This window comes from Polaribacter sp. Z022 (assembly GCF_023555495.1).
In the GTDB taxonomy this organism is placed as follows: Bacteria; Bacteroidota; Bacteroidia; order Flavobacteriales; family Flavobacteriaceae; genus Polaribacter.
In genome coordinates, this window is record NZ_JALCZO010000001.1 from 260,251 (window position 1) to 280,369 (window position 20,119).

Sequence of the window (20,119 nt, forward strand, 5' to 3'; positions counted from 1 at the left end):
TTTGCTAACTTTTAGAAAACCGATTATTTTTTTAAAGTTAAGTTTCAATTTTACTTTGTAACTTTGGTACTTTCAAACTTTGTAACTCAAAATAAATGGCCAAAACCAAAACAACATTTTTCTGTCAGAACTGTGGTACACAACATGCAAAATGGGTAGGTCAATGTGGTGCTTGTAAAGAATGGAACACCATTGTAGAAGAAGTAATACAAAAAGAAGAAAAACGTGTTTGGAAACAATCTACAACTGCAAAACAAACCGTAAATAAACCTTTAAAAATTGCAGATATTGTTCTAAACCCTGAAGAACGAGTTGTAACCAATAACAACGAATTAGACACAGTTTTAGGTGGTGGTTTAGTTAAAGGTTCTGTAACACTTTTAGGTGGAGAACCAGGAATTGGAAAATCTACTTTATTATTACAAGTTGCCTTAAATATTAGTCAAAAAGTGTTGTACGTTTCTGGAGAAGAAAGTCAGTCTCAAATAAAAATGAGAGCAGAACGTTTGGATGCAGAAAACTCTAATTGTTTAATTTTTACAGAAACTAGTACACAACAAATTTTTAAAAATATTGAAGAAACTGAGCCAGAAGTTTTGGTTATAGATTCAATACAAACATTACACACAAATTCTATTGAAGCTTCTCCTGGAAGTATTTCTCAGATTAGAGAAACTAGTGCAGAATTAATAAAATTTGCCAAAGAAACTGCAACTCCGGTTTTGTTAATTGGTCATATCAACAAAGAAGGAAACATTGCTGGTCCTAAAATTTTAGAACATATGGTAGATGTCGTTTTACAATTTGAAGGCGATAGAAATCACACATATAGAATTTTACGAAGTCAAAAAAACAGATTTGGTTCTACATCAGAATTAGGTATTTACGAAATGCTTTCTAACGGATTAAGAGAAATCTCAAATCCGTCAGAAATTTTAATTTCTAAAAAAGATGCAGATTTAAGTGGAACTGCAATTGCCTCTACTTTAGAAGGAATTAGACCTTTAATGATAGAAATACAAGCCTTAGTTTCTACTGCGGTTTATGGTACACCTCAACGTTCTACAACCGGTTATAATTTAAAACGTTTAAATATGATTTTGGCTGTTTTAGAAAAAAGAGCTGGTTTTAAATTGGGTGCAAAAGATGTGTTTTTAAACATTACTGGAGGTATAAATGTAGATGACCCAGCAATTGATTTAGCAGTTGTTGCTGCTATATTATCTTCAAATCAAGATATTGCAATCAATCCAAATGTTTGTTTTGCTGCAGAAGTTGGTTTGGCAGGAGAAATAAGACCCGTTTCTAAAATAGACCAAAGAATTACAGAAGCAGAAAAATTAGGATACAAAACGATTGTTACCTCTAAATACAACAAAATATCTTCTAAAAACCATAACATCAAATTGGTTTTAGTTGGTAAAATTGAAGAAGCTTTTGCTACTTTGTTTGCTTAATTTTTTATGATTATACTAACAACAATAAAAAGCGATTACAAGTATTGATATAATCACTTTTTAATTAGTTTTTAAAAAAAGAAGTACAACTACTATTTTATCTCTTAATTTTACCAGAAGTATTACCTTCCATTAAACTAGTTACATTATCAACAGAAACCATATTTACATCTCCAACAACAGTATGCTTTAAAGCACAGGCTGCTGTTGCAAAATTTAATGCTTGCATATCATCTTTTTCATATTGTAATAAACCATAAATAAGTCCAGAAGCGTAAGCATCTCCAGTTCCTACACGATCTATAACATGTGTAATATCTAGTTTTTTTGCTTTAATATATTGTTTACCAGTCCACATTTTACCTTGAATTTGTTGGTGAGAAGCACTGATAGATTTTCTTGTTTTTCCAACAACTTTTTCAATTCTAGGAAATTTCTCCATTAATTCTTTTGCTGCTCCTTGAAAGCCTCCACCAGACACTCCAAGTCCAAACATTTCTTTAATTCCACGACTACTTGTAATAACAATGTCTGTATTTTTAACTAACTCTGGCATTACTTCTTGCATTGTTTTGCCATATTTCCACATATTCTGTCGAGAATTAATATCCCCAGAAACTTTAATTCCCATTTTATTGGCAGTTTTTATAGCCTCTATACAACATTGAGCTGCTCCTTCAGAAACTGCAGGTGTAATTCCTGTCCAATGAAACCAATCTGCACCTTCTAGCACTTCTTCCCAATTAATCATATGTGGTTTAATTAATGAAAAAGCAGAACCTTCTCTTTCATAAATTACCTCACTAGATCTATGTACAGCTCCTTTTTGAAGAAAATATTTGCCTAACATATTATCTCCATATATAACATTTATAGTACCTAGCCAATGTTTACGTAAAAATTGAGTTGCTGCTCTACCTAATGCATTATCTGGAAAACGAGTAACATGTGCAGCTTTCATACCTAAATAACCACATGAAATTGCCACATTTGCTTCACCACCACCATATACAAGATCAAACGAACTTGCTTGAGAAAACATAGTATATCCAGGAGGAGATAATCGCATCATTACTTCTCCAAATGTTATTAATTTTTTATCCATTTTAGTGTAATTTGTAATTTTGTTTTATCCTTTTGAAGATATTTAAAAATTACGAAATCTACAATTAATATAATATTTAATTAAAAAATTAAATATTAGAAACAAAAAAACCGAACATTTCTGTTCGGTTTTATATTAATAGTAAAAAATATTATTATTTTTTATTTACAGCCTTAATATATTTATCTAATGCCATAGTCATAGAAGGTGTTTCTGGTGAAGGTGCAGTAATATCGCACTTTAAACCTGCTTCTGTTGCTGCTCTTACTGTAGAATTACCAAATACAGCAATTCTTGTATTATTCTGTTTAAACCCTGGGAAATTCTTAAATAAAGAATCAATTCCTGAAGGGCTAAAGAATACTAATACATCATAAAATACATTTTCTAAATCAGACAAATCACTTACTACTGTTCTATATAAATCTAATCTTGTCCATTTAACTCCTAATTTATCTAATTCTGTAGGAATTAATGGTTTTAATTTATCTGAACTTGGTAATAAGAATTTTTCTGTTTTATGTTTCTTTATTAATTTAGTTAAATCTGGAAATGTTCTAGTACCTACATAAATTTTACGTTTTCTGTACACAACATATTTCTGTAAATAGTAGGCTACAGCTTCAGATTGACAAAAATATTTCATTGCATCTGGCACTTTAAAACGCATTTCTTCAGCAATTCTAAAAAAATGATCTACAGCATTTCTACTCGTTAATATAATTGCAGTAAAATTATTTAAGTCTACTTTTTCGCCTCTAACTTCTTTTACAGGTATTCCTTCAACATGAATAAAAGGTCTAAAATCTATCTTAACTCTCTGCTTATCAGACAAATCAAAATAAGGAGATGTTTCTGTCTTTGGTTCTGGTTGAGATACTAAAATCGTTTTCACTTTCATACGCTTTCTTTTATGTAGTTAAAACAGCAATTTAAATAAGATAAATAGCGGTGCTATTTCAAAGGCGCAAAGGTACAAAATAAAATAAAACAACTCTTTTAAAATCAGGTTTTTATTATTTATCACATATAATAAGAAGCGAATAGAAAATAACACCAATGAAAAATAAACTAAAAAAGAGGTGTTTAATTGCGAATATTCAACTAAAACAATACCTATTAGTAAAAACAATGAAACAGAATACAAATAAATAGCCTTAGAAAACAAAAAGAATTTTACTTGTTTTGATAGCATAAATAACTGAGAAAACAGGAATTCTAATAGCTTTTTTACTATAAAATACGTAAAAACAAGACCAAAAACCTTAAAAAAAACAATTAATCCTTGTTTAAATGAACTAAAATAATACACTAAAGCTTTATAAAGTACTAATGATAAAACTGTAGTAGAAAAAACAAAAATTAAACTTTTAAAAGCATTAAAAAACGAATTATTTTCTTCAATTTCATCTTCAATAGCTCCAATATTTAAAAAAGAAAAAGCTATTCTTTTTAACCTTTTTACACTTATTCCTTTAAGAAGAAAAATAAATACCAACAAAGACACCAATAAAATGGTAATCCAATTTGTGTCTATTATTGTTCTTTCTAATGCTTGCACCTTTTCTGTTTTGCTAAGATTAACACAAAATTAGTAATTAAATAATGTATATTTGCCAACTTACTACATGAAAATTAATTTATGTCAGACGCGTTAGTCATAATTCCTACCTATAACGAAAAAGAAAATATAGAAGCTATAATAAGAGCTACTTTTAATCAAGAAAAAGAGTTTCATATTTTAGTGGTAGATGATAATTCTCCTGATGGAACTTCAGAAATTGTTGAAAGTTTAATTGAAGAATTTCCAAATAGTCTTTTTATAGAAAAAAGAATGGGTAAACATGGTTTAGGTACAGCATATATTCATGGTTTTAAATGGGCAATTGCAAAAAAGTACGATTATATCATAGAAATGGATGCCGATTTTTCTCACAACCCAAAAGATTTAATTCGTTTATACAATGCTTGTAGTAAAGAAGGAGGAGATGTTTCTGTTGGTTCTAGGTACGTAAACAACCAAGTAAACGTTGTTAATTGGGACATGACAAGACTGTTACTTTCTTATTTTGCAACTAAATATGTTCGTTTAATTACTAGAATTCCTCTGTTTGATACAACTGCAGGTTTTGTTTGTTGGAAAAGAGAAGTTTTAGAAACCATAAACTTAGATAGAATTAAGTTTATTGGTTATGCGTTTCAAATAGAAATGAAATTTAAAGCTTGGAAACATGGTTTTAATGTGAAAGAAGTTTCTGTAATTTTTACAGACAGAACTTTAGGAACTTCTAAAATGGATAGTAGAATTATTTCTGAAGCCCTTTTTGGAGTTATAAGAATGAAGCTAAAAGGAATACCTAAAAAAAGAAAATGAAGGGCATTTTTACTAGAGAAGCAACTTTAGAAGATCTAGAAACACTCTTAGAATTTGAACAAGGAGTTGTAGAGGCAGAAAAACCTCTAGATCCTTTTTTAGGAAAAGGAGAACTTCATTATTACAACATTCCAGAATTAATTACAGCAGACTATACTCAATTTTTAGTTGCAGTTTCAAATAATGAAATTGTTGCATGTGGGTATATTAGAATAGATAATTCTAAAATTTATCAAAAAAACCCAAAACATGGCTATATTGGTTTTATGTTTGTAAAACCTTCTTTTAGAGGACAAAAAATTAGTACAATACTATTAGATTCTTTAAAAAACTGGGCTAAAGAAAAAGAGTTAAAAGAATTAAGATTAGACGTATATAACAATAATATTGAAGCATTAAAAGTTTACGAACGTTTTGGATTTACCAAAATATTAGTAAATATGAGAATGGACATTTAAGAACAACACATGGCAAAATCAACTTTAATCAAAAACGCAAAAATCGTAAATGAAAACAACACTTTTATAGGCGATGTTTTAATTGAAAACGAAATCATTAAAGAGATTTCTACTAATATAGAAGCAACAGAAAATGTTGATGTTATTAATGCTGATGGAAAAACGTTAATTCCTGGTTTTATTGATGACCAAGTGCATTTTAGAGAACCTGGTTTAACTCATAAAGCAAATATTGCTACAGAAAGTAGAGCCGCTGTTGCTGGTGGTATAACTACTTTTATTGAAATGCCAAACACAGTGCCACAAGCAACAACTCAAGAATTATTAGAAGATAAATTTAAAATTGCTGCAAATGATTCTTATGCAAACTATTCTTTTATGTTTGGTGGTACCAATGATAATTTAGAAGAATTATTAAAAACAGATCCAAAACAAGTTGCAGGAATCAAATTATTTTTAGGCTCTTCTACAGGAAATATGTTGGTTGATAATGAAGCTGTTTTAGAAAAAATATTCTCATCAACTAAAATGATTATCTCTGTTCATTGTGAAGATGAAGCTACAATTAGAAAAAATACACAAGATTTTAAAGATAAATATGGAGATGATATTCCTGTAAAATACCATCCAATTATTAGAAGTGAAGAAGCTTGTTATTTATCTTCTTCTAAAGCTATAGAATTGGCAAAGAAAACAGGAGCAAGGTTACACATTTTTCATTTATCTACTGCAAAAGAAACAGAGTTATTTAGAAACGATATTCCTTTAGAAGAAAAGCAAATTACTGCAGAAGTTTGTATTCATCATTTATGGTTTTCAGACAAAGATTATGCAGAAAAAGGAACGCATATAAAATGGAATCCTGCTGTAAAAACTGCAGAAGACAGAGCTGGTTTATGGAAAGCTTTATTAGATGATAGAATTGATGTTTTAGCAACAGACCATGCACCTCATACTTTAGAAGAAAAAACAAATGTTTACACAAAAGCTCCAAGTGGAGGCCCATTAGTACAACATGCAGTAACTGCTATATTAGAAAAAGTAAAAGAAGGTGTAATATCTATTGAAAAAGCAGTTGAAAAAATGAGTCATAACCCTGCTAAATTATTTCAAATTGAAAAACGTGGATTTATAAAAGAGGGATATTATGCAGATTTAGTATTAATAGATACTAATAAACCTCAAACAGTTTCAAAAGATAATATTTTATACAAATGTGGTTGGTCTCCTTTTGAGGGAACTACTTTTTCATCTACTATTTCACATACTTTTGTAAATGGAAATTTAATGTATAACAATGGTGTTTTTAATGATGAAATAAAAGGAAAACGTTTGACTTTTAATCGTTAATATGAAAAAACTAAGCTACATTTTAATTCTTGTTTTTTTAGTTTCTTGTACTAGTAATACTATTTTTGAGAAGCCAAAAGACTTAATTCCTAAAGATACAATGACTATGTTGATTCAGGATATGATAATTGCTTCTTCTGCTAAATTTGTAATTAACAAAAACCAGCAAAAGAAAATTAATTACATGCCTTTTATTTATGATATATATAAAATTGATAGCTTGCGTTTTGCAACAAGTAACTTTTATTATACCAGTAAAATAGATTTGTACGAAGAAATTTTAAATGAAGCTAAAACTCAAATAGACAATAAAAAAGAGTTTTATACAAAAATGAAATCTGATTTAGATTCAATTAGAAAAGACTCTATTAAAAAAGCTGCTTTAAAATTAGAAGAATTAGACACTATAAATCTAGATACAGTTGTTGTAGATTCTTTAAAAACAGATATTAAAAAAGACACACTTAAAAAGAAGAATTAGTATAATTTATTGAAGTTTCTTTAATTACTTCTTCAATTTTTTGAAATTTAAAATTAAGTTCTTTTGTAATTTTTTCTGAAGTATATTTAGATATAGCATGAGCACTTTTTGCTGAATACTTGCTTAAAAAAGGTGCTTTTCTGGTAAAAAAAGATACAAAACTAGAAACTCTCCAAAAGAGTGAAGTTTGCCAAGGTTGTATTTTTATTGAGGGTCTATTTTTTTTAAAAGAATCTGCCATTAAAAAGAAAATATCTTTAAAAGATTTGTTTTCAGAAACCAAAATAAAACGTTCGTTTTTAACATCAGAATTCATAAGTAAAACCATAGCTTTTACAACATCTTTAACACCTACAAACCCAGTAATTCCTTCAGTATAATATTTAAACCCATTGTAAACTTGTGTAAATAATTTACTAGAACCATATTGCCAAAAACCGCTTCCTAAAATTACTCCAGGATTTACAATTACAACCTCAACACCTTCTTGACTTGCACGCCAAATTTCCATTTCTGCGCCAAACTTAGTTATAGAATATCCACTATTATCTTCTTGAGAGTTCCACTCACAATCTTCATTAATTAAACTTCCATTTAAAGAATTACCAATAGAAGCTATAGAACCTACAAAACAAATTTTATCAACTTTTGCATCAATAGATAAGTTTACAACTACTGCTGTTCCATGAATATTAACTTTACGCATTTCTCTATAATCATTAGGATTAAAAGAAATTAAAGCTGCACAATGATATACTTTATTTACATCAACAAAGGCAGGTATCATAGAAGGTACATCTGTAATATCTGCTTTAAACCATTCTATTTTAGAAATTAAAGATTCATCATTAGTGTAAAAAGAAAAAACTTCTTTTACCTTTTCTATCCTTTCTTTAGAACGATAAATAGCACGTATTTTTTCATCATTTTTAATTAAATGATACAATAAATGTGCGCCAACTAACCCTGTACCTCCAGTCACTAAAATCATACTGCTAATTTATGATTTTTTCATTGATAAGTTTATCTTTGCCATCTGAAAATAGCAAACTAAAAATTGCTGTAAGATGTTACATAAAAGTATTGAAAATTGATAATCTTCAATACTATTGATTTAACATTTCTATTTTAAATTGAATAAATTAATATTTATAATGACAAATTTTGTTGAAGAATTGCGTTGGCGTGGACTATTACATGATATCATGCCAGATACAGAAGAATATTTATTAAAAAATAAAACAGCTGGTTATATTGGTTTTGATCCAACTGCAGATTCTCTACATATTGGTAGTTTAGTGCAAATATTTATTTTAAAACACTTTCAAAATGCAGGCCATAATCCTATAGCTTTAATTGGTGGAGCAACTGGTATGGTTGGTGATCCTTCAGGAAAATCTGCAGAACGTAATTTATTAGACGAAGAAACTTTAGCTAAAAACATTGCTGGGGTTAAAGAAAATTTAGAACGTTATTTAGATTTTGATGCCACAGCAGATAACAAAGCAGAATTGGTTAACAATTACGATTGGATGAAAGATATTTCTTTAATTGATTTTGTAAGAGATACTGGTAAACATATTACTGTAAATTATATGATGGCTAAAGATTCTGTTAAGAAACGTTTAAGTTCAGAATCTTCTGTAGGTATGAGTTTTACAGAGTTTACTTACCAATTATTTCAAGGATACGATTTTTATCATTTATACCAAGAAAAAAATTGTAGACTACAAATGGGTGGTTCAGACCAATGGGGAAACATTACTACTGGTACAGAATTAATTAGAAGAAAAGCACAAGGAAAAGCGTATGCAATTACTGTTCCTTTAGTTACCAAAGCAGATGGAACAAAGTTTGGTAAAACAGAAGGTGGAAATGTGTGGTTAAATGCAGACAGAACCTCTCCTTATAAATTTTACCAATATTGGTTAAATTCTTCTGATGAAGATGCAGAAAACTTTATTAAAAAGTTTACATTTTTAGACAAAGAAACAATTGAAAATTTAATTGCAGAACATACAGAAAGCCCACATTTACGTTTATTACAAAAAAAATTAGGAGAAGAAGTAACTATTTTAACTCACGGAAAAGATGCTTATGAAAACGCTTTAAAAGCTTCTAATATTTTATTTAGTAAAACTTTTAAAACAGACATAGAGCAATTAGACGAACAAACTTTTTTAGATGTTTTTGAAGGAGTGCCTCAAGCTACAATTTCTATAAACGAAATTAATGAAGGTTTAGATATGATTGGTGCTTTAGCTGCCAAAACAAACTTTCTAAAATCTAATGGAGATGCTAGAAGAGCTTTAAAAGAAAACTCTATTTCTGTTAATAAAGTAAAAGTAAAAGACGATTACTCTATTACTCAAGATGATTTAATTTCTAACAAATATGTAGTTTTACAACGTGGTAAAAAAAGTACTTTTTTATTAAAAGTTGAATAAAAAACAAATGTCATTTATTAAAATGATACAGATATAAAAAGAGAGCTGAATTACTTCAACTCTCTTTTTTCATTTACATTAACAATTTCCTCCAAAATTGCTTTCAACTATCCTTTTTTAATAATATTTACCCAATTTTTATCTGCCTTATTTTTTAACGTTTCAGCACCTTCTTCTTGCCAAAGTTTAAGAGTATTTATACCCCAAGAATTGTAAAATAAATACAATTTACCATCTCTAATTTCAAATGTTTTAGGGTCTATAGATACTTTTTCTGCTTTAGCTCCAATTGCATAAGCACAATAACCACCATAAGCAGGTATATATTTTTTTGGTGATTTAGTAAACATCTCTAAATGTTCTTTTGATGAAAATTTAAACTTTACTCCATCAAAAGTTGATACAAACATTTTATCTCCTTTTTCTGCCTTGTTGTTAAAATAAGATACAACATCATATCCTTCTGCAACAAATCCTTTTTTTAAGTTGTAATTATTTTTTTGTCCTAGTACAGAAAATGAAATCAGTACAATTAATAAGGTAAATTTTTTCATTTTTAATTCTTTTTATGTTTTAAACCTTCCCAGTTTTTATCTGCTTTAACTTTTAATTTTTTGGTATCTCCTTCTTGCCAATCTTCTAACTTACTACCAAAAAAAGAGCTGTAGAATAAGTATAATTTTCCATCTCTAATTTCGTAAGCTTCTCCATCAATATACATTTTGGTATTTCTTTCTGCTACTGCATATGCACAATAACCACCATATTGAGGTACATATTTTTTAGGGTTTTCTGTAAACATTTTTAAATGTTTTTCTGATGAAAACCTAAACTTAGCACCATCATAAGTAGTTGTAAATTTATTTTTCCCTTCAACAGGTTTTTTTTCTTCAAAATAAGATACAACATCATAACCTTCTGCCACAAAGCCTTTTTTAGTATTATAATCTATTTTTTGAGCTGATAAATACGTAGAAATTCCTAAAAAGAATAAGAATAAATATTTTTTCATTCGATTGGTTTTAATCCATAGTCGAAGAAATTTTTAATTAATTACAAAGAAAAACCAAAACGTATTAAGAAGCTTTTGTAAAATCTATTAAAGCTGATGTTAATTCTTTTCTATTTTCTATATGACTCATATGTCCATCAGGAAAAACAATAAACTCAGAATTTGTAATTTTGGCTTCTTTAACTGAAGTTTTATAATCTAAAACAGGGTCTTTCTCTCCAATTATTATCAATTTTTTAAAACTGTTTTCTTTTAAAACATGATTTCTATTTGGACGAACTCTCATACCTTCTTGTCCTGCAATGTAACCTTGAATAGGAGTTTGTAAAGCTTCATTTAAGGCAAGTTTCATCTCGTCTTTAAAAATAGTTCTACTTTTTTCTCCAAATAAATTGGTAAAAGACATTCTTACCATATTTGTAAAATTGTTTTGCACCATTTTATTTGCGCGAGCTCTTAACTTTTTACGTTCATTGTCATCTTCAAAAGAAGTTGAGTTCATTAAACACAAACCCTTTATTTTTTGTGAGTATTTTTCTGCAAAAGCCAATGCAACATAGCCTCCTAAAGAATGACCAATTAACTTACATTTTCTTATTCTTAAATGTTTTAATACAGCTTCTATAGTTTCTGCAAACAACTCCATAGAATGAGAATACCCTAAACAATCAGAATTTCCATGTCCTAATAAATCAATAGAAATTACTCTATTTCTTTTAGATAATTCAGGAATAATATTACTCCACATTGTTCTATTTTCTAGGAAACCATGAATTAAAACAACAGCAGCACCTTTACCTAAATCAGAATAAGAAATTTGCGCATTTTTAAAGATGATAGAATTTTGCATGAAGCAAAAATATGTATCTTTAAGTCTTAAAAATAATATTTCAAAAATGAAATTTCAAAAAGCACTTATTTTAACATTCTTGTTTGTATCAACAAGCTTTTTTGCTCAAATTGATGAATTGGTTTTAGATGATTTAGTAAAAAACACTCTACATACTTTTGATGTTCCTGGTATTTCTGTTGGAATCTTAAAAGATGGAAAAATAGTTTACGCTAAAGGTCATGGAGTTCGTTCTTTAACCAATAAAAAAAACATGAACGAAAACACTTTGGTAGGTGTTGCTTCTAACAGTAAAGGGTTTACTTGTTTTGCTTTAGCAATGATGGTAGATGCTGGTAAATTAAATTGGGATGATAAAGTAAGAAAACACATTCCAGAATTTCAACTTGCAGATGCATGGGTTACAGAAGAATTTACTGTAAGAGATTTGGTAACTCATAGAAGTGGAATGAGCTTAGGTGCTGGAGATTTAATGTTTTTTCCTGAAGGAAATGATTTTACCACAAAAGACATTATTAACAATGTAAAACACTTAAAACCAGAATCTTCTTTTAGAAGTAAATTTGCGTACAATAACAACATGTTTATTATTGCTGGTGAAGTTTTAAAACGAGTAAGTGGTCTTTCTTGGGAAGAATTTATAGAAACAAAAATCATGAAACCAGTTGGAATGATTAATAGTAAAGCTTCTTACAATAGAGTTACAAATAGAACAAATATTATTGATGCACATACAAGAGCAGATGGAAAAGTAATTCAAATTCCACATGATTGGAGCGAAACTGCAAATCCTGCTGGTGGAATTATGAGTAATGTTAAAGACATGCTAACTTGGGCTAATTTTTTAATGAATGATGCAGTTACAAAAAACGGAAAACGTCTATTAAGCGAAAATCAATTTCATGAACTTTGGCAATTGCAAACTCCGTTAAAAGTTAGAAAAAATGACAGCTATAATTCAAACTTTAAAGGTTATGGTTTAGGATGGTTTTTAACAGATGTAAAAGGTGGTTACAAACAAGTATATCATACAGGAGGTTTAATTGGTACTGTAACACAGTTTACTATGATTCCAGATTTAGATTTGGCAATTGTAGTACTTACAAATCAAATGAATGGTAATGCATTTAACACCATTACAAACACCATTAAAGATTCTTATTTAGGGTATAAAAACAGAAATTGGCTTCAAAAATTAGGAGCAAATAATGCTAAGTATTTAAAATATAATGACAATTTAAAAGCAAAGATTTTTAATAAAGTAGCATTAGCCAAAAACAATAAAAGCTTGCCAAAACCTAATCAAATTGTAGGTACTTATAACGATAAATGGTTTGGTAATATCATTATTTCTTATGATGATAACAAATATACAATTAAATGTGAACGTTCTTCAACATTAATTGGAGAGCTATTACCTTACAACCAAACAACATATGTTGCAAAATGGAATAATAGAAGTTATGATGCTGATGTTTTTGTGCAATTTACTTTTGATGAAAAAGGAATTACAACAGGTGCAACTATGAAATACATTGCACCAATTACCGATTTTAGTTTCGATTTTCATGATTTAAACCTTAAAAAACAATAATAATTTTGATTAAAACAAAAGATAACTGGATTGCTGGTTTTGCACTTTTTTCACTTTTTTTTGGAGCAGGAAATTTAATTTTACCACCATCTTTAGGTACAAAATCTGGTGCAGATTGGTGGATTGTTGTTTTAGGATTTGTATTAACTGCTGTAACTATTCCTATTTTGGCAATTTTTGCCCACGCAAAGTTACAAGGTACTTTATATGATTTTGGTAAAAAAGTTTCTCCAATTTTTAGTACTGCATATTGTATGCTTATTTATGTAATTGCAATTGCAATTCCTTCTCCAAGAACTGCTGCAGTTACTCATGAAATGGCAATTCAACCATTTTTTGAAACAAAACCCATTTTTACAAGTATTATTTACTTTGGGTTGGTTTTTGTTTTTGCAGTAAATAGAAACAAAATAATTAGTTTAATTGGTAAATTTTTAACACCAATTATAGTCCTAATTTTATTTATAATCATTTTAATTGCTGCCTTTTCTTCTTCTGGTAGCATTTCTCCTTCTACTTTTAAAACTCCTTTTGTAGATGGTATTTTAGAAGGTTACCAAACTTTTGATGCTATTGGTGGTGTTGTGGTTGGTGCAGTAATTATTATTTCTTTAAACTTAAAAGGTAATGATAGTTTTGATGCTAGAAAAAAACTAATTACAAAGGCAGGAATAATTGCTGGTTCTGGTTTGTTATTAATTTATGGAGGCTTAATTTTAAGTGGCTCTTTATTATCTTCTACATTTGCAGAAAATGCTTCAAGAACCGAAATTTTATCAAGTTTAAGTACTCAAACTTTAGGTGATTTTGGTACTGCTTTTTTAAGCATTTTAGTTGCTTTAGCTTGTTTTACAACAGCTGTTGGTATTGTAACAGGTACTGCAGATTATATAAAAGGAATTTGCAATTATTCTAAACAAGCATTTATTATTACAGCAGCAATTTCATGTATAATTGGTGTTATTGTTGGTAGTTATCAAGTAGATTTTATTATCACTTTAGCTGTACCAGCTTTAATGTTTTTATATCCAATAACAATAGTTTTAATTTTACTAAATATTGTACCTAACAAATATGCTTCAAAATTGGTTTTTAGAAGTGTAGTTTTAGTAACTTTTATATTTAGTATAACAGATTTTTTAGGGTTTATAGTACCTAGAGAAAGTTTAACAGGTATTAAAAATATTATTCCTTTAGCCAATTCTAGTTTGGGTTGGGTTTTACCTGCTTTAATTGTTTTTATAGGATTAAACTTAAAAAAGTTTACACTAAAAACAACTTAATTATAAGACCATTAAATTACAACCTCTAATATCTGAATTATCAAAACGACCTATGATTTCGAAAGTGTCGTTTTTGTGTATTTTTCCTAAATCTTGAGTTGCAATAAAAGAACAAGAATTATAATTTGCTAAATCAATTACATTAATTCCTCCTGTTTTTCCATTTTTTAGAATGGTTAAAGCATCTTCTGTATCTCTTGTAAGAATTTTCATCCAAGGTGGAGTTTTAAAAACGCCTTTTCCATCAGAATATCCTTGACTTAACAATTCTGTCATTCCATATTCTGAATGAATTTCATCAACACCAAATCCTTTTTGCAAAATTAAATGCAATTCTTCTCTTATTAGTTCTTTCCTTCTTCCTTTCATACCACCAGTTTCCATAATTATGGTGTTTTTAAGGTTAAATTGTTGCATTTCTACTAAGTCTAATAAAGCAAATGAAACTCCAATTAATAGCGTTTTTTCTCCTTTTTTATTTAATTCTTCGAGTTTTTTAGCCAATTCTAACAAATTATCTAAATAAAATCCACTTTCTGGTTTATTAGACTTTTTAATCAAATCATCTACCATAAAAACTAATGAAGAGCCTTTTCTTTCTAAATAATTTGGTAATAAAGCTAACACAGTATAATCTTCTATGTTTCCATAAAAATGAGAAAATCCTTTTAAATAACTTTCTTTGTACAAATTAATATCTGTAACAAAATGTTTACTAGTTAAACTTCCTGTGGTACCAGAACTCGTAAACGTTTCTTTAATTTTTTCTAAGGATGAAATTACTTTTCTACTCTTAAAAAAATGAATTGGTAAAAACGGAATTTCTTCAACTTTAGAAACATCAGAGGGATGAATGTAAAGTAAATCGCAAAAAGACCTATATACTTTATTATTTTTAAATTGATGTTTAAAAACTTCTAAAGCAACTTGCTTAAAATCTTCTGGAGTTTTTATGTTAAATATTGATTCTTGCATATACTTTTGCAAAAATAACATTATTACACGCAACCTTTTTAAAGTTTTTGCATCTTGTAAGAAAAGAAGTCAATTTTATGAAACTAATTTTAAAATTATTAACCGTTTTTAGTCTGATTTTTGTTTTTAATAGTTGCGAAAACAATGATCCAATTATAGATTCTAACAACCTTTTATTAGGTTTTTGGATTGAGCCAACTTATGATAATGAAACTACTACTTTTAAAAGATCTAATTCTTTTAAAGAAAATGCTTATGGTATTTCATTTAGTAAAAATGGAGATTTTATAACGCAAACTTCTGGTTGGTGTGGCACACCTCCTCTTACTTTTTTTAAAATTAATGGTACTTTTTCATTAAATGAACCTCTAATTGATATCACTTCAGAAAGTTACCCAACAAATTATACTTGGAGAATTGTTTCTCTTACTGAAAACGAATTAATTGTAAAAAGAGAATTAACATCACAAGAAAAAGATCATAGAGCTTTAATGGATTTATTTTATGAAATCCAAAATTTAGCTTACAGTGTTTCTTGTTCAGATGCCAATGATTGGTTGTTTACAGCTTATGGTGCTAAAGCATGTGGAGGTCCTCAAGGTTATATTCCTTATTCTAATAAAATAGATACTGTTGCATTTCTTCAAAAAATAGAAGCATATACACAAGCAGAAAAAGAATACAATTTTAATCACGGAGTTGCTTCTACTTGTGACATACCAGCTATTCCTAAAAGTGTTGTTTGCGAAAACGGATATCCAACTCTTAAATATTAATTAAAATGAAAAAAATTACCCTAGTACTAATTGGTTTACTAATTTTTAACTCTTGTTTAAATTCAGATTATAAACCTAATTACAAGTTTGAATATTTACCTATAGAAGAAGCTATAGCTCCTGTAAGTTTTACTTATGGAGAAATAGACACAATTACTGTAAAATACTCTTTACCCAATGGGTGCTATTCTTTTGATCATATTTATTATAAATCTGTAGATACTACAAGAGTAGTTGCAATAACAGCACTTGTAGAGTTAGACCAAGAATGTACAGAAGCTTTAATAACAGAAGAAAAAAAGATTGCTGTAAAAGCATCACAAGAAGAAGACTATGTTTTTAAATTCTTTAAAGGAGTAGATAGTAATGGCGATAATATTTTTGAGGAAGTAATAGTTCCTGTAAATTAGAACCATCAAACTAGAAAAACTCATACAACAATGTTGCAAACAAGAAATTGCAGCACAAGCAAAGGTTTATCAACTATTTTCTGATAAGCTTTTTGCTATTTGTTTAAAATATTCTAGCAATTATCAAGATGCAGAAGATAATTTACAAGATAGCTTTATTGCAATTTTCGAAAAAATAAAACAATATAAAAACAAAGGTTCTTTTGAGGGTTGGATAAAAAGAATAACAATTAACACAGCATTACAAAAATATAGAGAGAAATCTCCTTTACAAATTGTAGACGAAATTATTGAAGAAGAAAAAGAACCAGAAGCATTTAATTTTGAAAAAACAACAGTTAATGTAGATACTTTATTGGTTCTCATTCAACAATTACCAGACAGATATAGATTAATTTTTAATTTATATGTTTTAGATAATTACAATCATAAAGAAATTTCTGAAATGCTAAAAATTTCTGTTGGTACCTCAAAATCGAACCTTTCTAGAGCAAGAAAAATTTTAAAGGAAAAGTTAGAAATTCATCAAAAAAAAGTAAAAACAATTAATTAATGGATCATAAAAATTTAGATACATTGTTTCAAGAACAACTTAAAAATTTGGAGGTAACTCCAGATAAAAAAGTATGGAACAATATAGAATCTAAACTTAAGGAGAAAAAGAAAAAAGTTTTTCCAATTTGGTGGTTTACAGCTGGCGGAATTGCTGCTGCAATTGTTTTAGCATTACTAACATACCCCTTTTTTAATGATGAAACTGAATTAAATAATTTAGATACAAAAACTATAATTACAGAAAGTTCTAAAGAAAAAACTAAAGTAGAATCTATAATAAAACCCCAAAAAGATTTACAAAATCAACAAGAAAACATAGAAGAAAAAGTAATTATTGCTGTTAAAAAAAAGAAACAAATTATAAAAAATAATACTAAAAACAAGAAGACACTAGTTAGCACAAAAAACGCTGTGAAAAAGATTTTTTTAGCTGACAATTCTCCTAAAAACAAAAAAAATGTTTTAACAAAAGAGAAAACAATACTTAAAGAAAATACTATTACTGATGCAAATAATGCAATTAAAAGTAACAAAGCAACAGTTACTAAAGCTGAAAAAAATATTTCTGTTAAAAAAATAGATTTAAATAATTATGTGCAAAAAAAAGACAGTTTATTTTCTTCTAAAAAGCTTAGAAAAAAATGGTCTATTGCTCCTGTTTTTGCGGTTTTAAATTCAAATTCTTTTTCTAACACATCTCCTGTAGATAGAAATTTATCTAACTCTACAAAAGGAAAAAATTCTTATTCATATGGATTTAAATTAGACTATAAAATAAATGATAGGTGGACTATCCAGTCTGGAATTCATATACAAGAAATGAGTTATGTTAATAATGAAATTACTGTAGAATCTTCCATTAACCAAAACGCTTCATCAATTGCATTTAATAGTGGAGAATCTTTTTCTTTTAATGGTAATTCTAATGAAAATTTAGATCTTAGTAGCAACCCAATTTATGATACAGCAAGTTTAAATGGAAATTTAAATCAAAACTTTGGATACATAGAAGTTCCTATAGAAATTAAATATACTTTATTAAAAACAAACAAGTTTAACACACAAATTGTTACTGGGTTTAGTTCGTTGTTTTTAAATAAAAACGAAATAAAGTTTAACTCACAATTTCTTACTAGATCTGGAAAAGCAACTAATTTAAATTCAATTAATTTTAGTGGTAATTTAGGTTTAGATTTTAATTACTCTTTAAATAATAATTGGTCTTTAAACTTAAATCCTATGTTTAAAGCTCAATTAAATACTTTTAATAAAAATGCAAATAATTTTTCTCCTTTTAACTTAGGAATATACTCTGGTATAAAATTTAATTTTTAATATCGTTTAACGAGTTTCTTCGTTATTTTAACGAAAAAAATAAAAATAGAAGAAAGAAAAATCTTAATTTTGACTGAAATTAAATTGCACATTTAACAATACATAGTTAATTAAATATAATTATTTTGTTAACTTTTTCAATTTTAACCCCTTATATTAATAATAATGAAAAAAGTGATGTTTTTAAAAACAACATACAGAACCTTTAGTGGAACAAAAGAAATTGTAGAACTTAAAAATAAAAAAAGTACTCAATGGCTTATTTATAGAGATAACAAACCAGCTTATTTTGTAGATTTTTATGATTTAGATAAAGAATCTAATGCTATGATGAATAGTTTGGTTCTTTGTAATAAAAAAACAATAGAAGAAACTTTAGAATTAATAAATAAGAAAAATAACGTAAATCTTTCTATTCCTAAAATTACTCGTTTAGGATATAAAAAGAAAATAAAATCTAAAGAAATAGAACTAGACTTAGGGCCAATACCAGAAGAATGGTTGTCTTATTCTTTATAGATTTTTACAACTAAGTTTCCTTTTTCATCCATAGAAGCTCTATACATACCTGCAGTATTAAACTCAAAAGACATATTTCCTTTTTTGTCTAGTGCCACAACTCCACCTGTTCCCCCAAGTTTTGTAAGTTTATTTTGAATCACATCTTTTGTGGCTTCTTTTAATGTTTTTTGTTGATACTCCATTTGAGCAGAAATATCATAAGCAACCTGACTTCTAATAAAATATTCTCCCCAACCAGTTGAAGAAACTCCACAAGTTAAATTATTAGCATAAGTTCCAGAACCAATAATTGGAGCATCTCCAATTCTTCCCCAACGTTTATTAGTCATTCCTCCTGTAGATGTACCAGCTGCTATATTTCCATTTTTATCTAAAGCAACACAACCTACTGTACCAAATTTTGCATTTTTAATATCAGCATCATAAAAAGCTGCTTTTTTATCATCATGATCTAACTCTGTTTTATTTCTATTTTTAATTCTTTGAAGCGATTTAAATCTTCTTTCTGTATAAAAATAACTAGGGTCTACAATTTCTAAACCTTTTTCTTTAGCAAAAACAGAAGCACCTTTACCAGAAAGCATTACATGATCAGAATCTGTCATAACTTTTATAGCCAATTCTATAGGGCTTTTTACATTGGTAACACCAGCTACAGCACCAGCATTTAATGTTTTTCCATCCATAAAAGAGGCATCTAATTCATTGGTTTCTTCATGTGTAAAAACAGCTCCTTTACCTGCATTAAATAATGGAGATTCTTCCATAACTTGAATGGTTTTCATTACAGCCTCTGCACTTGTTCCTCCGTTTTTTAATATAGTATGCCCTACTTTAATAGCTTCTTCTAATTTAGCTTTATAAGCAGCTTCTTTTTCATCAGACATGTTTTTCTTTAAAATTGTACCTGCTCCACCATGAATAATAATTGCAAACTCATTTTGTACAGAGTTCAATTTATCTTCTTTAATTGTAGTGTCTATATCGTTTTTACATCCTAATAAAATCAATAAAAAAGAAAAAAGTAGCAGATAGTTTTTCATATTTAATTTGTTTAAAATTTAACAAAATATAATGTTTTTGTTTAATTTATAAATGAATAAAAAAATTGTAATTTCGTTTCTCGAATTTAAAC

General features: G+C 28.0%; 22 protein-coding genes. 13 read left to right on the forward strand and 9 right to left on the reverse strand.

The genetic code is table 11. The features are described 5' to 3' along the window. Nucleotides 1-95: 95 nt before the first annotated feature. Entirely contained in the window at nucleotides 96-1,457 is a 1,362-nt protein-coding gene (gene radA, locus MPF13_RS01090; protein ID WP_249980406.1) for a DNA repair protein RadA, read from the forward strand. A gap of 97 nt (nucleotides 1,458-1,554) precedes the next feature. On the opposite strand, the gene MPF13_RS01095 is transcribed toward radA, so the two are convergent. The 3 genes from MPF13_RS01095 to MPF13_RS01105 all read right to left on the reverse strand — a co-directional run bounded on the left by MPF13_RS01095 (nucleotide 1,555) and on the right by MPF13_RS01105 (nucleotide 4,123). Further along, nucleotides 1,555-2,562, reverse strand: a complete 1,008-nt coding sequence (locus MPF13_RS01095) for a sugar kinase (RefSeq protein ID WP_249980408.1) — start codon at nucleotides 2,560-2,562, stop codon at nucleotides 1,555-1,557. Between the two features lie 154 nt (nucleotides 2,563-2,716). Beyond that, nucleotides 2,717-3,463 carry a uroporphyrinogen-III synthase gene (locus MPF13_RS01100; protein WP_249980409.1) on the reverse strand — a complete coding sequence of 249 codons (747 nt, stop codon included), beginning with the start codon at nucleotides 3,461-3,463 and terminating at the stop codon, nucleotides 2,717-2,719. An 18-nt stretch (nucleotides 3,464-3,481) separates the two neighbouring features. Beyond that, nucleotides 3,482-4,123 carry a DUF4271 domain-containing protein gene (locus MPF13_RS01105; protein WP_249980410.1) on the reverse strand — a complete coding sequence of 214 codons (642 nt, stop codon included), beginning with the start codon at nucleotides 4,121-4,123 and terminating at the stop codon, nucleotides 3,482-3,484. A gap of 81 nt (nucleotides 4,124-4,204) precedes the next feature. On the opposite strand from MPF13_RS01105, the gene MPF13_RS01110 reads away from it, so the two are divergent. From MPF13_RS01110 to MPF13_RS01125, 4 genes are read left to right on the forward strand one after another with little or no spacing between them, the layout of a single operon-like run. Further along, nucleotides 4,205-4,936: a polyprenol monophosphomannose synthase gene (locus MPF13_RS01110; protein ID WP_249980412.1), complete on the forward strand. Its 732-nt coding sequence runs from the start codon at nucleotides 4,205-4,207 to the stop codon at nucleotides 4,934-4,936. After that, nucleotides 4,933-5,394 carry a GNAT family N-acetyltransferase gene (locus tag MPF13_RS01115; protein ID WP_249980413.1) on the forward strand — a complete coding sequence of 154 codons (462 nt, stop codon included), beginning with the start codon at nucleotides 4,933-4,935 and terminating at the stop codon, nucleotides 5,392-5,394. Before MPF13_RS01110 ends, MPF13_RS01115 begins: the two co-directional genes overlap by 4 nt. Nucleotides 5,395-5,403: 9 nt before the next feature. Beyond that, nucleotides 5,404-6,744, forward strand: a complete 1,341-nt coding sequence (locus MPF13_RS01120; protein ID WP_249980415.1) for a dihydroorotase — start codon at nucleotides 5,404-5,406, stop codon at nucleotides 6,742-6,744. A 1-nt stretch (nucleotide 6,745) separates the two neighbouring features. Beyond that, complete coding sequence (locus MPF13_RS01125) at nucleotides 6,746-7,225, forward strand: DUF4296 domain-containing protein (RefSeq protein WP_249980417.1); 480 nt, start codon at nucleotides 6,746-6,748, stop codon at nucleotides 7,223-7,225. On the opposite strand, the gene MPF13_RS01130 is transcribed toward MPF13_RS01125, so the two are convergent. Beyond that, on the reverse strand, nucleotides 7,209-8,216 hold the full coding sequence (locus MPF13_RS01130) for an NAD-dependent epimerase/dehydratase family protein (RefSeq protein WP_249980419.1): 1,008 nt from the start codon (nucleotides 8,214-8,216) through the stop codon (nucleotides 7,209-7,211). The genes MPF13_RS01125 and MPF13_RS01130 overlap by 17 nt on opposite strands. A 163-nt stretch (nucleotides 8,217-8,379) precedes the next feature. Here MPF13_RS01130 and tyrS point away from each other — a divergent pair, with 163 nt between their 5' ends. Further along, nucleotides 8,380-9,672: a tyrosine--tRNA ligase gene (gene tyrS, locus MPF13_RS01135; protein ID WP_249980420.1), complete on the forward strand. Its 1,293-nt coding sequence runs from the start codon at nucleotides 8,380-8,382 to the stop codon at nucleotides 9,670-9,672. 107 nt (nucleotides 9,673-9,779) lie between these two features. On the opposite strand, the gene MPF13_RS01140 is transcribed toward tyrS, so the two are convergent. The 3 genes from MPF13_RS01140 to MPF13_RS01150 form a co-directional block, all read right to left on the reverse strand. Further along, nucleotides 9,780-10,226: a YHS domain-containing (seleno)protein gene (locus MPF13_RS01140; RefSeq protein WP_249980421.1), complete on the reverse strand. Its 447-nt coding sequence runs from the start codon at nucleotides 10,224-10,226 to the stop codon at nucleotides 9,780-9,782. 2 nt (nucleotides 10,227-10,228) lie between these two features. Then, nucleotides 10,229-10,684, reverse strand: coding sequence for a YHS domain-containing (seleno)protein (locus MPF13_RS01145; protein WP_249980422.1), 456 nt, complete (start codon nucleotides 10,682-10,684; stop codon nucleotides 10,229-10,231). Nucleotides 10,685-10,748: 64 nt separating this feature from the next. Next, nucleotides 10,749-11,534: an alpha/beta fold hydrolase gene (locus tag MPF13_RS01150; protein ID WP_249980424.1), complete on the reverse strand. Its 786-nt coding sequence runs from the start codon at nucleotides 11,532-11,534 to the stop codon at nucleotides 10,749-10,751. 46 nt (nucleotides 11,535-11,580) lie between these two features. On the opposite strand from MPF13_RS01150, the gene MPF13_RS01155 reads away from it, so the two are divergent. Continuing rightward, nucleotides 11,581-13,128: a serine hydrolase gene (locus MPF13_RS01155; RefSeq protein WP_249980425.1), complete on the forward strand. Its 1,548-nt coding sequence runs from the start codon at nucleotides 11,581-11,583 to the stop codon at nucleotides 13,126-13,128. Nucleotides 13,129-13,133: 5 nt separating this feature from the next. After that, a complete protein-coding gene (gene brnQ, locus MPF13_RS01160; protein WP_249980426.1) occupies nucleotides 13,134-14,411 on the forward strand; it encodes a branched-chain amino acid transport system II carrier protein in 1,278 nt (425 codons plus the stop codon). Here brnQ and MPF13_RS01165 read toward each other — a convergent pair whose 3' ends face one another. After that, on the reverse strand, nucleotides 14,412-15,386 hold the full coding sequence (locus tag MPF13_RS01165) for a LuxE/PaaK family acyltransferase (protein ID WP_249980427.1): 975 nt from the start codon (nucleotides 15,384-15,386) through the stop codon (nucleotides 14,412-14,414). 77 nt (nucleotides 15,387-15,463) lie between these two features. Between MPF13_RS01165 and MPF13_RS01170 the strand changes: the two genes are divergently transcribed. From MPF13_RS01170 to MPF13_RS01190, 5 genes are all read left to right on the forward strand, one after another. After that, a complete protein-coding gene (locus MPF13_RS01170) occupies nucleotides 15,464-16,162 on the forward strand; it encodes a hypothetical protein (RefSeq protein WP_249980429.1) in 699 nt (232 codons plus the stop codon). A 5-nt stretch (nucleotides 16,163-16,167) separates the two neighbouring features. After that, nucleotides 16,168-16,572 carry a hypothetical protein gene (locus MPF13_RS01175; protein ID WP_249980430.1) on the forward strand — a complete coding sequence of 135 codons (405 nt, stop codon included), beginning with the start codon at nucleotides 16,168-16,170 and terminating at the stop codon, nucleotides 16,570-16,572. Between the two features lie 97 nt (nucleotides 16,573-16,669). Further along, nucleotides 16,670-17,125: an RNA polymerase sigma factor gene (locus MPF13_RS01180; RefSeq protein WP_502924065.1), complete on the forward strand. Its 456-nt coding sequence runs from the start codon at nucleotides 16,670-16,672 to the stop codon at nucleotides 17,123-17,125. Next, entirely contained in the window at nucleotides 17,125-18,462 is a 1,338-nt protein-coding gene (locus MPF13_RS01185) for a hypothetical protein (RefSeq protein ID WP_249980432.1), read from the forward strand. Before MPF13_RS01180 ends, MPF13_RS01185 begins: the two co-directional genes overlap by 1 nt. Before the next feature lie 165 nt (nucleotides 18,463-18,627). Beyond that, nucleotides 18,628-18,981, forward strand: a complete 354-nt coding sequence (locus MPF13_RS01190; RefSeq protein ID WP_249980433.1) for a hypothetical protein — start codon at nucleotides 18,628-18,630, stop codon at nucleotides 18,979-18,981. Here MPF13_RS01190 and MPF13_RS01195 read toward each other — a convergent pair. Further along, entirely contained in the window at nucleotides 18,969-20,027 is a 1,059-nt protein-coding gene (locus tag MPF13_RS01195; RefSeq protein WP_249980435.1) for an isoaspartyl peptidase/L-asparaginase family protein, read from the reverse strand. The two genes, MPF13_RS01190 and MPF13_RS01195, sit on opposite strands and share 13 nt — an antisense overlap. Between the last annotated feature and the right edge of the window lie 92 nt (nucleotides 20,028-20,119).

Coding starts and splice junctions, on each gene's coding strand:
- radA (WP_249980406.1), top strand. CDS start 96: ATGGCCAAAACCAAAACAACATTTTTCTGTCAGAACTGTGGTACACAA.
- MPF13_RS01095 (WP_249980408.1), bottom strand. CDS start 2,562: ATGGATAAAAAATTAATAACATTTGGAGAAGTAATGATGCGATTATCT.
- MPF13_RS01100 (WP_249980409.1), bottom strand. CDS start 3,463: ATGAAAGTGAAAACGATTTTAGTATCTCAACCAGAACCAAAGACAGAA.
- MPF13_RS01110 (WP_249980412.1), top strand. CDS start 4,205: ATGTCAGACGCGTTAGTCATAATTCCTACCTATAACGAAAAAGAAAAT.
- MPF13_RS01115 (WP_249980413.1), top strand. CDS start 4,933: ATGAAGGGCATTTTTACTAGAGAAGCAACTTTAGAAGATCTAGAAACA.
- MPF13_RS01120 (WP_249980415.1), top strand. CDS start 5,404: ATGGCAAAATCAACTTTAATCAAAAACGCAAAAATCGTAAATGAAAAC.
- MPF13_RS01125 (WP_249980417.1), top strand. CDS start 6,746: ATGAAAAAACTAAGCTACATTTTAATTCTTGTTTTTTTAGTTTCTTGT.
- MPF13_RS01130 (WP_249980419.1), bottom strand. CDS start 8,216: ATGATTTTAGTGACTGGAGGTACAGGGTTAGTTGGCGCACATTTATTG.
- tyrS (WP_249980420.1), top strand. CDS start 8,380: ATGACAAATTTTGTTGAAGAATTGCGTTGGCGTGGACTATTACATGAT.
- MPF13_RS01140 (WP_249980421.1), bottom strand. CDS start 10,226: ATGAAAAAATTTACCTTATTAATTGTACTGATTTCATTTTCTGTACTA.
- MPF13_RS01145 (WP_249980422.1), bottom strand. CDS start 10,684: ATGAAAAAATATTTATTCTTATTCTTTTTAGGAATTTCTACGTATTTA.
- MPF13_RS01150 (WP_249980424.1), bottom strand. CDS start 11,534: ATGCAAAATTCTATCATCTTTAAAAATGCGCAAATTTCTTATTCTGAT.
- MPF13_RS01155 (WP_249980425.1), top strand. CDS start 11,581: ATGAAATTTCAAAAAGCACTTATTTTAACATTCTTGTTTGTATCAACA.
- MPF13_RS01165 (WP_249980427.1), bottom strand. CDS start 15,386: ATGCAAGAATCAATATTTAACATAAAAACTCCAGAAGATTTTAAGCAA.
- MPF13_RS01170 (WP_249980429.1), top strand. CDS start 15,464: ATGAAACTAATTTTAAAATTATTAACCGTTTTTAGTCTGATTTTTGTT.
- MPF13_RS01175 (WP_249980430.1), top strand. CDS start 16,168: ATGAAAAAAATTACCCTAGTACTAATTGGTTTACTAATTTTTAACTCT.
- MPF13_RS01185 (WP_249980432.1), top strand. CDS start 17,125: ATGGATCATAAAAATTTAGATACATTGTTTCAAGAACAACTTAAAAAT.
- MPF13_RS01190 (WP_249980433.1), top strand. CDS start 18,628: ATGAAAAAAGTGATGTTTTTAAAAACAACATACAGAACCTTTAGTGGA.
- MPF13_RS01195 (WP_249980435.1), bottom strand. CDS start 20,027: ATGAAAAACTATCTGCTACTTTTTTCTTTTTTATTGATTTTATTAGGA.